General features: G+C 71.2%; 9 protein-coding genes and 1 pseudogene. 4 read left to right on the top strand and 6 right to left on the bottom strand.

Annotated elements, in window-relative coordinates:
- Positions 1-4 precede the first annotated feature (4 nt).
- Positions 5-997, bottom strand: a complete 993-nt coding sequence (locus tag AB0B50_RS06490; RefSeq protein ID WP_362326496.1) for a GlxA family transcriptional regulator — start codon at positions 995-997, stop codon at positions 5-7.
- A 125-nt stretch (positions 998-1122) separates the two neighbouring features.
- Here AB0B50_RS06490 and AB0B50_RS06485 point away from each other — a divergent pair, with 125 nt between their 5' ends.
- The 3 genes and pseudogenes from AB0B50_RS06485 (at position 1123) to AB0B50_RS06475 (ending at position 4758) form a co-directional block, all read left to right on the top strand.
- Complete coding sequence (locus tag AB0B50_RS06485; protein ID WP_362326493.1) at positions 1123-2013, top strand: hypothetical protein; 891 nt, start codon at positions 1123-1125, stop codon at positions 2011-2013.
- Positions 2014-2109: 96 nt separating this feature from the next.
- Positions 2110-2238, top strand: a pseudogene (locus AB0B50_RS06480) (LPFR motif small protein); the annotation flags it as partial.
- 114 nt (positions 2239-2352) lie between these two features.
- On the top strand, positions 2353-4758 hold the full coding sequence (locus tag AB0B50_RS06475; protein WP_362326490.1) for a Tex family protein: 2406 nt from the start codon (positions 2353-2355) through the stop codon (positions 4756-4758).
- Between the two features lie 43 nt (positions 4759-4801).
- Here the strand turns inward: AB0B50_RS06475 and AB0B50_RS06470 are convergent, their stop codons facing one another.
- The 5 genes from AB0B50_RS06470 to AB0B50_RS06450 all read right to left on the bottom strand — a co-directional run bounded on the left by AB0B50_RS06470 (position 4802) and on the right by AB0B50_RS06450 (position 13196).
- Positions 4802-6457, bottom strand: a complete 1656-nt coding sequence (locus AB0B50_RS06470; protein WP_362326487.1) for an ABC-F family ATP-binding cassette domain-containing protein — start codon at positions 6455-6457, stop codon at positions 4802-4804.
- A gap of 423 nt (positions 6458-6880) precedes the next feature.
- Positions 6881-7912 (bottom strand): oxidoreductase, encoded by a 1032-nt coding sequence (locus AB0B50_RS06465; protein ID WP_362326484.1) that lies wholly within the window; start codon positions 7910-7912, stop codon positions 6881-6883.
- A 204-nt stretch (positions 7913-8116) separates the two neighbouring features.
- A complete protein-coding gene (locus tag AB0B50_RS06460; RefSeq protein WP_362326883.1) occupies positions 8117-9799 on the bottom strand; it encodes a BCCT family transporter in 1683 nt (560 codons plus the stop codon).
- 131 nt (positions 9800-9930) lie between these two features.
- Positions 9931-11211, bottom strand: a complete 1281-nt coding sequence (locus tag AB0B50_RS06455) for a M14 family metallocarboxypeptidase (protein ID WP_362326481.1) — start codon at positions 11209-11211, stop codon at positions 9931-9933.
- Positions 11208-13196 carry a Xaa-Pro dipeptidyl-peptidase gene (locus AB0B50_RS06450; RefSeq protein WP_362326478.1) on the bottom strand — a complete coding sequence of 663 codons (1989 nt, stop codon included), beginning with the start codon at positions 13194-13196 and terminating at the stop codon, positions 11208-11210. Before AB0B50_RS06450 ends, AB0B50_RS06455 begins: the two co-directional genes overlap by 4 nt.
- A gap of 201 nt (positions 13197-13397) precedes the next feature.
- Here AB0B50_RS06450 and AB0B50_RS06445 point away from each other — a divergent pair, with 201 nt between their 5' ends.
- Positions 13398-14930, top strand: coding sequence for a M1 family metallopeptidase (locus AB0B50_RS06445; protein WP_362326475.1), 1533 nt, complete (start codon positions 13398-13400; stop codon positions 14928-14930).
- Positions 14931-14960: the final 30 nt, after the last annotated feature.

The raw sequence follows: 14960 nt of genomic DNA, 5'->3' as shown, positions 1-14960 counted from the left end.
GTCCCTATCGGTGAGTGGCGGATGTGGCGGTCTGTGTCCGTGCGGGGTGGAAGCGGCGGCGGTACTCGGCCGGTGCCGTGCCGAGCGCCTTGACGAAGGCGCGGCGCATGGCCTCGGGCGTGCCGTAGCCGCAGGCGCGCGACACCTCCTCCACGCCGTCGGAGGTGTCCTCCAGAAGCCTGCGCGCGTGTTCGACGCGGACGCGCTCGACGTACTTGCCCGGTGTCAGGCCGGTCTCCGACTGGAAGGCGCGGGCGAAGTGGCGGGGCGAGAGGCGGGCGCGCGCGGCGAGTGCTTCGACCGAGAGGTCGTCGTCCGGGTGCTCGGTGATCCACTGCTGGACCTCGCGCAGCGGCTCGCGCCGCGCGGTCTGCGTGGCGAGCTGGACGCTGAACTGCGCCTGGTTCCCCGGGCGTCGCAGGAAGACCACGAGGTACCTGGCGACGGTGAGCGCCACCTCGCGGCCCAGGTCCTCCTCCACGAGCGCCAGGGCGAGGTCGATGCCGGCGGTGACCCCGGCGGACGTGGCGACATGGCCGTCGCGCACGTAGATGGGGTCGGGGTCGACCTCGATGCCCGGGTGGTCCTTGGCGAGCTGCTCGCAGGACGCCCAGTGCGTCGTCACCCGGCGGCCCTCGAGGAGGCCCGCCTCGGCGAGCGGAATGGCGCCGGTGCAGACCGACACCAGGCGCTCGGCGCGCGGGCCGTTCGCACGCAGCCAGTCGATGAGCCCCAGGTCCGCGCCGCGGGTGCCGCTGCCGCCCGGGACGAGCAGTGTGTGCGGCACGGGGGCGTCGGGCAGCGCGAAGTCCGGGACCAGCGTGAGACCGCTGGACGTGCGCACCGGGCCGCCGTCCAGGGAGGCGGTGCGGACGAGGTAGCCGCCCTCGGGGTCACCGAGGCAGGTTCCCGCGCCCGTGAACACCTCCACGGGGCCTGTGACATCGAGGCTCTGGACGTCGTCGAAGAGGACGACCAGGACGGTGCGCTGCTCCATGTCCTCGATTCTTGGCCCGTCGCGCGATGGCTGCAATGACGAGTACCCCACCTTTCCTGCCATGGCCGACCTTCAGTGACGCAGGCCTCGCGCCCCGCATACCAACCAGTAGGTACCGTGCCCCCATGACCTCTTCGACGACCTCGTCATCGGCCGCCGCGCTCCACCCGCGCGCCGGACGCCGCTGTCACAACGTGCTCAACTCGCTGCACTCGACGCACTACTTCTCGTCCGACGTGACGCGGGAGCTGGGCGAGCTCGGGATAACCCACCCCAGTGCGGTCAACTTCGCCGTCCGCTCCGCGGCGCTCGGCGCCGTCGGCCCCGGCACCGTGGCCGCCGCGTTCTACAACTACAAGTACGAGCTCATCGCGGCGCACGTCCCCGAGGTGTGGCGCAAGGCCTCCCCCGCCGACGTGCTCGCGGCCCGCCTGCGGGGCGTCGACACGACGCTGCGGCGCCTGCTCGGCGAGGAGCTCGTCGCCTCGCCGGAGATGGCCGAGGCCGCCGCTCTCGCGCTGCGCGCCGCCGAGGCCTGCACCCGCGGCGCTCGTCCGCTGTACGCCGCGCACGCCGACCTGCCCGTCCCCGATGAGCCGCACCTCGCCTACTGGCACGCCGCGACGCTGCTGCGCGAGCACCGCGGCGACGGGCACCTGACCGTCCTGCTCGGCGCCGAACTCGACGGCGTCGAGGCCCTGGTGAGCCACACCGCCACGGGCAAGGGCATGACCCCGAAGTGGGTCTTCACGACGCGGGGCTGGAACCAGGAGGAGTGGGACGCCGCCGTGGAGCGGCTGCGCGGCCGCGGACTCCTGGACGGCGAGGGCGAGTTGACGGAGGACGGCGAGGCGCTGCGCCGGGACATCGAGGCGGAGACAGACCGTCTGGACCGGGCGCCCTACGAGCACTTGGGAGCGGCGGGCGTCGAGCGCCTCACCGAACTCGGCACCACGATCATCGGCACCGCGCTGCGGGCCGGCGCGTTCCCCGCGGATCTGCTCGGCAAGCGCTGAGCCCCGCGGCAGGCATGGCGGCGGGCGTGCGCGGTACCCGTTCGTCTCCCGGAGCCGCCGACCCGGCGGCTCCGGGGCGACGAAAGGGGAAACTTCATGTTCCGTGCCATCGCGGACGTCCTGCGACAGATCGGCGCCGCCATCGCCACCGTCGTCACGCTGCCGTTCAGGGCGCTGGCCCGGCTGTTCGGCGGAGCCTCCCGTTCCGCGGGGCGGGGCGGCAGGGGCGCCGGTCGTCGGTCGGGGCGTACGGGCCGGGCCCGCCGGGTCTGATCACCCGTTGTCGGCGCCACCTGCCACAATTGCCCGGCAACCTCAGTGAGAAGGCGGTACCGGAACGTGGCAGCTTTGACGACGTCCACTCCAGCGTCCATCGAAGGCAGGATCGCCGAAGAACTCGGCGTGCGGGAGCGGCAGGTGAAGGCCGCCGTCGACCTGCTCGACGGCGGCTCCACGGTGCCCTTCATCGCGCGCTACCGCAAGGAAGCGACCGAGATGCTCGATGACGCGCAGCTGCGCACGCTCGAGGAGCGGCTGCGCTATCTGCGCGAGCTGGAGGACCGGCGCGCCGCGATCCTCGACTCGGTCCGTGAGCAGGGCAAGCTCACCGACGAACTGGAGGCGCGGATCCGCGAGGCGGACACCAAGGCGCGCCTGGAGGACATTTACCTGCCCTTCAAGCCGAAGCGGCGTACGAAGGCACAGATCGCCCGCGAGGCCGGCCTCGAACCGCTGGCGGACGGACTGCTCTCCGACCCGACCGTGGAGCCGCAGGCCGCCGCTGCCGCGTTCGTGGACGCCGACAAGGGCGTCGCGGACCCGCAGGCCGCCCTGGACGGCGCCCGCGCGATCCTCGCCGAGCGGTTCTCGGAGGACGCCGACCTGATCGGCGAGCTGCGCGAGCGCATGTGGGTGCGCGGCCGCCTCGCCGCGAAGGTCCGTGACGGCAAGGAGGAGGCCGGCGCCAAGTTCGCCGATTACTTCGACTTCGCCGAGCCCTTCAAGGAGCTGCCCTCGCACCGCGTCCTCGCCATGCTGCGCGGCGAGAAGGAGGAGGTCCTCGACCTCGTCCTGGAGCCCGAGGAGGCCGACGCCTCGCCGGGGGTTCCGTCTTCGTACGAAGGCATCGTCGCCCACCGCTTCGGCATCGCCGACCGCGGCCGCCCCGCCGACAAGTGGCTCCAGGACACGGTGCGCTGGTCCTGGCGCACCCGGATCCTCGTGCACCTCGGCATCGACCTGCGGCTGCGGCTGCGGACCGCCGCCGAGGACGAGGCGGTGCGGGTCTTCGCGTCCAACCTGCGCGACCTGCTGCTCGCGGCCCCCGCGGGCACGCGCGCGACGCTGGGCCTCGACCCCGGTTTCCGTACGGGTGTGAAGGTCGCCGTGGTCGACGCCACCGGCAAGGTCGTCGCGACCGACACGATCCACCCGCACGTCCCCGCCAACAAGTGGGACCAGTCCCTGGCCACGCTCGCGAAGCTCGCCAAGGAGCACGCGGTCGACCTGATCGCCATCGGGAACGGCACGGCGTCGCGCGAGACGGACAAGCTCGCCGCCGAACTCATCGCCAAGCACCCCGAGTTGAAGCTCACCAAGGTGATGGTCTCCGAGGCGGGCGCCTCCGTGTACTCGGCGTCGGCATTCGCCTCCCAGGAGCTCCCTGACCTCGACGTGTCCATCCGCGGCGCCGTCTCCATCGCGCGGCGCCTTCAGGACCCGCTCGCCGAGCTCGTGAAGATCGACCCGAAGTCGATCGGCGTCGGCCAGTACCAGCACGACCTGTCGGAAGTGAAGCTGTCCCGCTCGCTCGACGCGGTCGTCGAGGACTGTGTGAACGGCGTCGGCGTGGACGTGAACACCGCGTCCGCCCCGCTGCTCGCCCGGGTCTCCGGCATCGGCGCGGGCCTGGCGGAGAACATCGTGGCGCACCGCGACGCGAACGGCCCGTTCAAGAACCGCAAGGGCCTCAAGGACGTCGCCCGGCTCGGCCCGAAGGCGTACGAGCAGTGCGCGGGCTTCCTCCGCATCCGCGGCGGCGACGACCCGCTGGACTCCTCCAGCGTGCACCCCGAGGCGTACCCCGTGGTGCGCAGGATGGTGAAGTCGGCGGGCGGCGAGGTCGCCTCGCTGATCGGCAACACGGCGACGCTGCGCTCTCTGCGGCCCGATGAGTTCGTGGACGAGGTCTTCGGGCTGCCGACGGTCACGGACATCCTGAAGGAGCTGGAGAAGCCCGGACGCGACCCGCGGCCCGCCTTCAAGACGGCGACCTTCAAGGACGGCGTCGAGAAGATCTCCGACCTCGCCTCCGGCATGGTGCTCGAAGGCGTCGTCACCAATGTGGCCGCGTTCGGCGCCTTCGTGGACGTGGGCGTCCACCAGGACGGTCTGGTGCACGTCTCCGCCATGTCGAAGACGTTCGTCAAGGACCCGCGGGATGTCGTGAAGCCCGGCGACATCGTCAAGGTGAAGGTCATGGACGTCGACATCCCGCGCAAGCGGATCTCCCTGACGCTGCGCCTCGACGACGAGGCGGCCGCCTCCGGTGAGGACCGGCCGAAGCGGGGCGGGCGTCCGCCGCAGCAGCGGCAGCAGGGGCAGCGGCAGGGCCAGGGCCAGCGCGGTGGCGGACGGGGCGGCAAGGGCGGGCAGAAGCCGCAGCGCCAGGCGCCGCCGCCCGCCAACGACGCGATGGCCGAGGCGCTGCGGCGGGCCGGGCTGGTCGACCCGAAGCGGCGCTGACGAGGCGGAGGTCAGAGGGGCCGTGTGGTCCCTCGGGCGGAGGTCAGAGGGACAGTTCGGTCACTTTGCCCTCCGCCACCTCCAGGCGGCGCGTCACGTGGACGGCGTCGAGCATCCTGCGGTCGTGCGTGACCAGGAGCAGCGTGCCCTCGTAGGACTCAAGGGCCGATTCCAGCTGCTCGATCGCCGGCAGGTCGAGGTGGTTCGTCGGCTCGTCCAGGACGAGGAGGTTGACGCCGCGGCCCTGGAGCAGGGCCAGGGCCGCGCGGGTGCGCTCGCCCGGTGAGAGCGTCGCCGCCGAGCGCAGTACGTGGTCGGCCTTCAGACCGAACTTCGCGAGCAGCGTGCGGACTTCGGCCGGTTCGGTGTCGGGCACGGCCGCGCAGAACGCGTCGAGCAGGGACTCCTCGCCGTGGAACAGGGCGCGGGCCTGGTCGACCTCGCCGACCAGGACGCCCGAGCCGAGGGCGGCGTGGCCCGCGTCCGGCGTGACGCGTCCCAGGAGGGCGCCGAGCAGCGTCGACTTCCCGGCGCCGTTCGCGCCGGTGATCGCCACGCGGTCCGCCCAGTCGATCTGCAGGGTGACCGGGCCGAGCGTGAACGCGCCGCGGCGCACCTCCGCGTCGCGCAGGCTCGCGACGACCGCGCCCGAGCGCGGGGCCGATGCGATCTCCATACGGAGCTCCCACTCCTTGCGGGGCTCCTCGACGACCTCCAGGCGCTCGATCATGCGCTGCGTCTGGCGGGCCTTCGCCGCCTGCTTCTCGCTGGCGTCGCTGCGGAAGTTCCGGCCGAGCTTGTCGTTGTCGCCGCCGGCCTTGACGGCCTTGCGGCGGGCGTTCTTGACGCCCTTGTCCGCCCAGGAGCGCTGCATCTGGGCGCGGCTCTGGAGCGCGGCCTTCTTGTCCGCGTACTCCTCGTAGTCGTCGCGGGCGTGGCGGCGCGCCGTCTCCCGCTCCTCCAGGTAGGCGTCGTAGCCGCCGCCGTAGAGGTTGATCTGCTGCTGGGCCAGGTCGAGTTCGAGGACCTTGGTGACGGTGCGGGTGAGGAACTCGCGGTCGTGGCTGACGACGACCGTGCCGGCGCGCAGGCCGCGCACGAAGCTCTCCAGGCGCTCCAGGCCCGCCAGGTCGAGGTCGTTGGTCGGCTCGTCCAGGAGGAACACGTCGTACCGGGACAGGAGGAGGGAGGCTAGGCCCGCGCGGGCCGCCTGGCCTCCGGAGAGCGACGTCATCGGCTGGTCGAGGCCGACGGCGAGGCCGAGGGAGTCGGTGACCTCCTCGGCGCGCTCGTCGAGGTCCGCGCCGCCGAGCGCCAGCCAGCGCTCCAGGGCGTCGGCGTAGGCGTCGTCGGCGCCGGGGGCTCCGTCGACCAGGGCCTGCGTGGCCTCGTCCATGACCCGCTGGGCCTCGGCCACGCCGGTGCGGCGGGCCAGGAAGGCGCGGATCGTCTCGCCGGGGCGGCGGTCCGGTTCCTGGGGGAGGTGGCCGACGGACGCGGTGGGCGGCGAGAGCCTCAGCTCGCCGCCCTCCGGGGTGTTCAGGCCCGCGAGCAGCTTCAGGAGGGTGGACTTTCCCGCTCCGTTGGCGCCGACCAGGCCGATGACGTCGCCGGGGGCGACGACCAGGTCAAGGCCGGAGAACAGGGTGCGGTCGCCGTGGCCGGCGGCGAGATCTTTGGCGACGAGGGTTGCGGTCATCAGGGGGTGATTGTAAGGCGCCGGTGGTTGGCGGCGGGCGTCGCGTCGGCTCGGCGTCGGGTTCGCAGCGGCTCGCGTCCGGGTCGTCGGGGGGTTCGCAGCGGCTCGCGTCCGGGTCGTCGGGGGGTTCGCAGCGGCTCGCGTCCGGATCGTCGGGGGGTTCGCAGCGGCTCGCGTCCGGATCGTCGGGGGGTTCGCAGCGGCTCGCGTCCGGATCGTCGGGGGGTTCGCAGCGGCTCGCGTCCGGATCGTCGTGGGGCGGGGCCGCGGGGGTATGTACGTCCTCGCCATCCGCAGCGTCGGCCCTTTGTTCCTTCGGCTCTCCGCGCTGCAGCCCTGTGCTCCGGGCGCACATACCCCCACGTCCCCTCGCGTCGGCTCAGCGACTGCGGGTTGTCGGGTCTTTCGGCCCCCGTGGCTCCCCTACGCCGACGTCGGCGTGACCAGGACGCTCGTGGAGGTGCGGGCCACCACGTAGGAGTCGCCCTTGGTGGCCTTGTGCTCCAAAGGGACCTGGTGTTCGCCCGGTTCCAGGACCGCGTCGAAGACCTCGTGGACGTGGGTGCGCGACAGGCGGTCCATGCGGTACGCGGTCAGCTGGACCCGGCAGGTCGACGTGACCTCCAGCTCCGCCGAGCGGGGGCCCGCGGCGAGGCGGGTGAGGCGGCGTTGTTCCTGGGGGCTGCGGTCCAGGGCGTACTCGATCTGGGCCACCAGGAGCGGGATGATCGGGGCGAGGCCGTCGACGTAGGCGACCTGGACACCGGCCCGGTCGAACGCCTCGCGCACGGAAGTCCGGGTCTCGTCGGGGACCGCGCGGCCGAAGGCGACCGCGCCGTACGTGCGCAGTTCGTCCGGTGGGACGCCCGCCGCGTCCGCCGCGATCTCCGCGCCGATGCCGATCGTGCGGAGCGCCGCGGCCAGCTTGGCGAGGACCGCGACACGGGCGCCGATCAGCAGGACGCGGCGGCGGGCCTGCGGTTCGCCCTCCGCGAGCAACTGGCCGAGCGCGTCGCGGTATTCGGTGCCCCTGAAGCGAAAGGGCCCTATGCCGTGGTAGCCGTTGAGGGTCAGGTCCGCGGGTTCGGCGGTCTGCCAGGCGAAGTCCCGCCAGACGAAGTCGTCGGTGCCGTCGGCGGCCTTCTCGATCACCGCGGTGACCGCGCCGCAGTCCAGGCCCTCGCATTCGGGGCAGCCGTATATGACGTACCGGCCGTCGCGCAGGGGGGCATCCGCCTCCAGGAGCAGTCTGCGGACATGGGCCGTGAAGATCGCCGGCGGGATGTCGGCGGCGAGGGGGGAGACGGCGTCGAGGTCGGACAGTTGGAACAGCAGGGGGCGCCCGTTCACGATGAAGTCGACGAAATCACGGTGCACTTGATAACCACCGTCGGCGAGGACCCCACCGGCGCGCATGGCCGGTGCCAGACCGAAGGTCGCGTACTCGGCAGACATGCTGTGAGTATCCCCACCAGATGTGTGATGTGAGCACGGCATCGCACATTCCGCTGCGCGCGCGGAGCCTTCACCGTCTGTGGGCGAGGAGTCGGCGGCTCGGCGGCGCACGGATGGTCGAGGGCGTACCTGCCGGGACACGGCTGGACACGCCGATGGCCAGGAGGCGGCGCGGATGGTGGGCGCCGCCTCCTGGGCTGCCGGTCAGCGGGTCTCGACCGGGTCGTTGTCCCTCTCGGGGCCGTCGCCGTTGTCGTCCTGGGCGGGGCCGATCTGGAGCTCGAACTCGCCGTCGTACTGCTCGTGACCGGCGATCACGGCCTTCTCGACGGCTTCGGTGCCGTGCTCGCCGCGCACGATCAGCGGGTCGTGGCGCAGGTCCCGCATCAGGGCCACGCACATGCCGATCATCACGAGAGTGAAGGGCGCCGCGACGAGGATCGTGAGGTTGCGCAGGCCCGTGAGCGCGTCGTCCTTTCCGTCGCCGATCAGGAGCATGATCGCGCCCACGGCGCCGGTCACCATGCCCCAGAAGATCACGACAAGGCGGCCGGGTTCCAGGGCGCCCTTCTGCGAGAGCGTGCCCATCACGATGGACGCCGCGTCCGCGCCGGACACGAAGAAGATGCCGACGAGGATCATGACGAGCAGGCTGGTGACCGTGGCGATCGGGTACTCGTGCAGGAGGCCGAAGAGCTGTGCCTCAGGCGTCGTCTCGTCCTTGAGGCCGCCCCGGCTCGCGACCGTCATGGCGGTGCCGCCGAAGACGGCGAACCAGATGAGGCTGACGGTGCTGGGCACCAGGATGACGCCGCCGACGAACTGACGGATCGTACGGCCGCGGCTGATGCGCGCGATGAACATGCCGACGAAGGGCGTCCAGGAGATCCACCAGGCCCAGTAGAAGACCGTCCAGCCGCTCAGCCAGTCCGCGACGCCCTTGCCGCTGGACGCCTCGGTGCGGCCGATCAGCTGGGGCAGGTCGTCGAGGTAGGCGCCGATCGACGTCGGCAGCATGTCGAGGATGATGACGGTGGGGCCCGCGATGAAGACGAACACCACGAGCAGCAGCGCGAGCACCATGTTGATGTTGGAGAGCCACTGGACGCCCTTCTCCACACCGGAGACGGCGGACGCCACGAAGGCCAGGGTCAGCACGGCGATGATCACGACGAGCAGCCCCGTGCCCGCGTTCTCCATCCAGTCGAGCACCTCGATGCCGCTGCCGATCTGCAGGGCGCCGAGGCCCAGCGAGGCGGCCGAGCCGAAGAGCGTGGCGAAGATGGCCAGGATGTCGATGACCCTGCCCCAGGCGCCGCTCGCGTGCTTCTTGCCGATGAGGGGCTCGAAGACGGCGCTGATGGTCTGCCTGCGGCGGCGCCGGAAGGTGCTGTACGCGATGGCGAGGCCCACGACCGCGTAGATCGCCCAGGGGTGGAGCGTCCAGTGGAAGAGCGTGGTGGCCAGCGACGTCTCCATCGCCGCGGCCTTGTCCGCCGGGTCGGTGCCCGGCGGTGGCGTCATGAAGTGGGCGAGCGGTTCGCTCACGCCGTAGAACATCAGGCCGATGCCCATACCGGCGCTGAACATCATGGCGACCCACGAGACGGTGCGGAACTCCGGCTCCTCGCCCTCCTTGCCGAGGGTGATCTTTCCGTACCGGCTGATGGCCAGCCAGAGCGCGAAGACGACGAAGCCGGTGGCGGTCAGCATGAAGAACCAACCGCCGTTGTGCATCAGACCGTTGAGCATGTCCGTGGAGACGTCCTCGAGCGAGTCCGTCGCCACCGCGCCCCAGACCACGAACGCCAGGGTGAGTACGGCGGTCACGCCGAACACCACCCGGTCCGTCTGCGGGGACCGGCCGGCGGGGGCGGGCGCCGCGATGTCGTGCGCCCCTCCCCCGTCGTCCGCCTTTTGCTGATCCTGCGTCACAGGTGACACCTTTCAAGGGGTCGATTACGTCGAGACTTTGTTCTCCGTTACCCCCTACCACATGTGACGCACATCTCACCCGCTCAACAGCTCATGTCGGGCCGACCTGTGACGATGTGATAGGTGGCACGCTCATCCAGGAGCAGCGGCACGAGGGCCCGTGCGGACTGCCGCAGCGGGACGTACGCGCCGTTCTTCTGGCGCTTCACCGTGACACCGTGCAGGGCCAGTTCGTCCTTGACGTCGCGGTACTGGGCGGCGTCGAGCCGGTAGCCGCAGGGCGGGTCCTGGATGATCTCGGACGGCTCGGCGGGGTCGTTGTCGGCGCCGCCGACGTAGACCGGGCCGCGGTCGCGGAAGCCCTCGACGCGGGCCGCGTCGGTGGCCCTCTCCAGCTGCCTGCGGCGCTCGTCGGTGAAGTCGAACAGACCGCCGAGTGCCGAGCGTTGGGAGGCGACGCGGCGCCGGTTGTTCAGCGCCTCGTCCTTCTTCTCGGCATCGGTGAGGGGATCGACCCGGCTCTCGATGAGCAGTCCCGCGGCGTGCTTGATGCCGGAGACGTTGCGGAGGATGCGCTCCTGGCCGTCGCCCGCCACCTGTTTGATCGGCTCGCCGGTGACGGGGTCGGTCCAGATGCCGTAGGTGCCCGTCGTGTAGCCGTCGGCCTCGGCGGCCGGGCGCACGTACGCCTTCGAGAGGGTCTGCGCCTCCTCGTGCACGGCCTCGTCGGTGTTGAGGTTGCGCGGCCAGAGGTCGAAGAGGTCCTTGTCGTAGTACTTGGGGGTCGCGCCGTACTCGTGCAGGTCGTAGATGACGTCGGGCCTGCGGTCGCGGATCACGGCGGCCATGGCGCGGCCCTCCGCGGTCTGCAGGGCGATGTGGTCGCGGTTGATGTCGACGCCGTCGGAGTTGCCGCGGGTGTCGGCGGCGCGGCCGTCCGGGTTGGCGGTGGGGACGACGAGGAGTGTGGTGCGCGAGAGGAAGCGCTTGGTCTTCTTGTCCTTCGCGTACGCCAGGTCGCGGATCGTCGACAGGCAGGCCTCGCGGCCCGAGGGCTCGTCGCCGTGCTGGCTGCAGATCAGCAACACCGTGTTCTTCGTGCGGTGTTGCCCGATGCGGACCAGTTGGAGCGGCCGGTCCTGCTTGGTCGCGCCGATGCGGGACACGGAGACCCTGTCGCTCGCCTTGTCGACGGCGGCCAGGAGGTCCTGCTCCTCGGGCTGCGAGGTCCAGCGGGCGCCGTTGGTCTCCTCGAAGCCGGTGCGGGGCGGTGTCGACGTCGCCTGCGCGGGCGCCGTCAGGAGGGGCGCGGTGAGCGCGACGGCGGCGCAGGAAAGCGCCAGGGTGCGGATGCGCGGTGTCATGAAGTGCTGCCTCCCGGGCGGGGGTTGAGCGGACGCGGAGGGGCCACGCCGTCGAGACGGGGTTCGCGGGGGGTGACGGCCTTGGAGGTGGTGAACGCGCCCTTGCCGCCGACCAGCGGCAGCTTCGCGAAGGTGCGGGCCAGGTCGATGGCGAGCGTCGGAGTGTCGGCGGGCGGCACGATGAGGTTCTTGTCGGTGCCCGCGATGATCAGCGCGAGGCGGTGGCCCTTGGGCACGACGTGGTCGCTCGCGGCGAGGTCGAGCGTGATGGTGTGGGCCTTGCCCGGGGTGAGCGGGCGGCCCTTGTGCGGGTCGGCCCAGTTGCCGAGGTCGGCCCAGCCGCGGCTGAAGATCGTGTACTCCACGTCCGCGGTCTTCGCGCGCGTCTCCTTGAAGCAGGAGCTGTCACCCTTCGTGCTCGCGCCCCAGCAGGTGCGTTCGGGAAGGGTGACGATGCCCTCGTCGTCGTCCGCGTAGTCCCGGATGGTGGCGGGGCCGAGGTCGACGAGGACCGCGGAGAGGTGGGCGGTGCGCGTCGTCGGGGTCGCGGTGACCGTCACGGTCGAGGAGCCCGACAGGCGCAGGTCACGGGCGAGGGGCTTGCTGATGAAGCCGGCCTTGTCGGGCGTCGGGGTGTCGATGCGCTCGGCCCAGTCCGTCTCGCTCAGCCGCCGGTCGTCGGTGAAGGTCTCGCTGCCCTTGCCGCGGCGCGGGCCGAGGGTGCCGACGCCGGGTGAACTGCCCTTGGACGGGCGCAGCGTGACGGTGTCCGTGCCGCGCGGCGGCCAGACGCGGTCGGTGGTCCAGCGGTCGGGGGCGCGCTCGATGTCGGCCATCGGCTCGCGGTCGATGCCGTTGTCGTAGCCGAGGAGTTCGTGGTCGAACCAGCGGTGCAGGGTGCGCACCCATGCCTCGCGGCGGAAGTCGAAGGGGTCGACGTGGCCCGCCTGGCTGAGCCAGAGCTTGCGCTCGACGCCGTTCTCGGCGAGGGCGTCCCACCACTGACCGAAGTGCTTGGTACGGACGTTGAGGTCCTGCATGCCGTGTACGGCGAAGACGCTGGCCCGCACCTTGTCGGCGTCCGGCACGTGGTCGCGCTCGCTCCACAGGGGGGTCCAGTCGCCGGTGCGGGGCGCCCCGTCGATCAGGCGCTGCTGGACGGCGCCGCAGCGGTCGCGGGCCTCGGGGCTCTGCACGCCGCGGGCCAGGCCGTCGGGTCCGCTGTTGAAGAGCGGGGCGCCCTTGGCGAAGTAGTAGTCGTACCAGGAGGAGATGGCGCCGATCGGCACGATGGTCTTGAGACCCGGTGCTCCAGTGGCGGCCACGCCCTGCGCGATGGTCCCGTCGTAGCTCTTGCCGATCATTCCGGTGTCGCCGTTGGTCCACGACGCCTTCGTACGCTCGTTCCCCGTGCGGGTGGTGTAGGCGCGGGCGCCGCCGTTCAGCCAGTCGACGACGGCCTTGGCGGACTGGACGTCGGAGCGGCCGCCGATGTCGACGCAGCCCTCGGAACGGTTCGTGCCCGTGAGGTCCACCGCGACGTAGCCGTAGCCGCGGGGCACGAAGTAGTTGTCGTAGTAGAGGGGGAAGAGAACGGGGTTGCCGTCCGCGTCGTAGGTCTTCTTCTGGCTCTCGTTGCCCCGGCCGCAGCAGGAGTAGTACGGGCTCGCGTCCATGATCACGGGTATTCGGCGGCCCGTGCGGTCGAGTTCGCGGGGCCTGACGATGTCGACGGCGACGCGGTCGGTCCTGCCGTCCGCGTCGCCGTCGATCCTGGTGTCGACCCATACGGATTCGCGTATCGCGTCCTCGTACGAGTACACGGGTCTGCTCTCGTCGGGCGTCCGTGAGGCCTGGCCCTGCGCGCTCGGGGCCTGTGCGGCTCCCGCGGCGCCCGGGGACAAGAGGGTGGCGAGCAGGGCGGCCAGGGCCGCTGCTAGCAGCGATCTCCACAGGAGGCGGGTGCGTCGCACACGTATCGGCATGGCGCGGAAGGTACACCGGTGAACTCCCGTGCGACAGAGGGCCGCACGCTGCGGTGTCAGGCGTGTGGGACATCAAGGCACATGTCGGCCGAATGGCGATCGTGTGACGTCCGGGGCCATGGACATGACGCGTGAGGGAGGGCTGAATAGGGTCGACGATCAGGACGAACAGATGATGTGCCCCTACGACTTGGAGTTTTCGTGCACCGCAGACTCATCGCCCCGGGCGCGCTCGCGGCCTCCCTCCTGCTGGCGATCCCGGCATCGGCGGCGGACTTCTCCCCCGGGGCCCCGGGCATCGGCGACCCCTACTACCCGGCGAGCGGCAACGGCGGATACGACGTCTCGCACTACGACCTGCGGCTGAAGTACCAGCCCGCCACCGACCTCATCGAGGGCACGGCGACGCTCAACGCCAAGACCACGCAGAACCTTTCGCGCTTCAACCTCGACCTCGGCCTCAAGGTCTCCGAGGTGCGGGTCAACGGCAAGAAGGCGAAGTTCGAGAAGACCGGCGAGCAGGAGCTCGAGATCACCCCCGCCGCGGGTCTGCCCAAGGGCACGCCGATCACCGTGGTCGTGCGCTACTCGGGCAAGCCGTCCGAGGTCAAGATCAACGGCTACACGGCCTGGCACCGCACGCCGGACGGCGGTGTCGCGGCGCAGGAGCCGGAGTCCGCGGCCTGGTGGTTCCCGTCCAACGACCACCCGCTGGACAAGGCGACGTACGACGTGTCGGTGTCGGTGCCCGACGGCACCCAGGCGATCTCCAACGGTGTGCTGCAGTCGCAGAGTTCGAAGCTGGGCTGGACCCGCTACAGCTGGCGCTCGAACAAGCCGCAGGCCAGCTATCTCGCCACGCTCGCGGTCGGCAAGTTCGACATCACGACCGACAAGACCGAGAGCGGCCTGCCCGTCCTCAACGCCTACAGCAAGGACCTCGGCGACAACGCGGGCTCCGCGCGGGCCAGCATCGAGCGGACCACCGAGGTCGCCGAGTGGCTGGAGACGGTCTACGGGAAGTACCCCTTCAACGCGCTCGGCGGCTACGTCCCGAACGTGAAGAGCAGCTACGCCCTGGAGACCCAGACGCGGCCCTTCTACAGCCCGGCGGCGTTCTCCAACGGCTCCAACCCGTCGCTCGTCGTCCACGAGATCGCCCACCAGTGGTACGGCGACAGCGTGTCCGTGGACGGCTGGAAGGACATCTGGGTCAACGAGGGCTTCGCCCGCTACAGCCAGTGGCTGTGGTCGGAGAAAGAGGGCGAGGGCACGGCCCAGGAGCTCGCGGACTACGTGTACGCGCAACACCCCGCGGACGACCCGTGGTGGCAGGTCAAGCCGGGCGACCCGGGCCCGGACAACCAGTTCCACGGCGCGGTCTACGACCGGGGCGCGCTCGCTCTGCAGGCCCTGCGCAACGAGATCGGCGACGATGCGTTCTTCGCGATCCTCAAGGGCTGGCCGCAGAAGAACGCGTACGGCAACGCGAAGGTGGGCGACTTCGTGAAGTACGCCGAGAAGGTCTCGGGCAAGCCGCTCGCGGAGCTGTTCGACACCTGGCTCTACCAGCCGTCGCGTCCGGAGGCCCCCGCGGTGCGGGACGCCGGCATCGCGCGGTCGGCCGCCGCCCCGGCCAAGCCGAAGTCGTGGAAGCAGATCGCCGCGACGAACAGCGTGCACGAGCACGGCCCCGAGGCCGCGGACAAGCACGGGAACAAGCACGGTCACTGACGACACGGTCACTGACGACCGGACGCACCG

Source organism: Streptomyces sp. NPDC041068, assembly GCF_040647455.1.
Lineage (GTDB): Bacteria > Actinomycetota > Actinomycetes > Streptomycetales > Streptomycetaceae > Streptomyces.
Note: the sequence above shows the minus strand (reverse complement) of the source record. Positions and strands in the feature narration are given on the sequence as shown.

Coding starts and splice junctions, on each gene's coding strand:
- AB0B50_RS06490 (WP_362326496.1), bottom strand. CDS start 997: ATGGAGCAGCGCACCGTCCTGGTCGTCCTCTTCGACGACGTCCAGAGC.
- AB0B50_RS06465 (WP_362326484.1), bottom strand. CDS start 7,912: ATGTCTGCCGAGTACGCGACCTTCGGTCTGGCACCGGCCATGCGCGCC.
- AB0B50_RS06470 (WP_362326487.1), bottom strand. CDS start 6,457: ATGACCGCAACCCTCGTCGCCAAAGATCTCGCCGCCGGCCACGGCGAC.
- AB0B50_RS06455 (WP_362326481.1), bottom strand. CDS start 11,211: ATGACACCGCGCATCCGCACCCTGGCGCTTTCCTGCGCCGCCGTCGCG.
- AB0B50_RS06485 (WP_362326493.1), top strand. CDS start 1,123: ATGACCTCTTCGACGACCTCGTCATCGGCCGCCGCGCTCCACCCGCGC.
- AB0B50_RS06450 (WP_362326478.1), bottom strand. CDS start 13,196: ATGCCGATACGTGTGCGACGCACCCGCCTCCTGTGGAGATCGCTGCTA.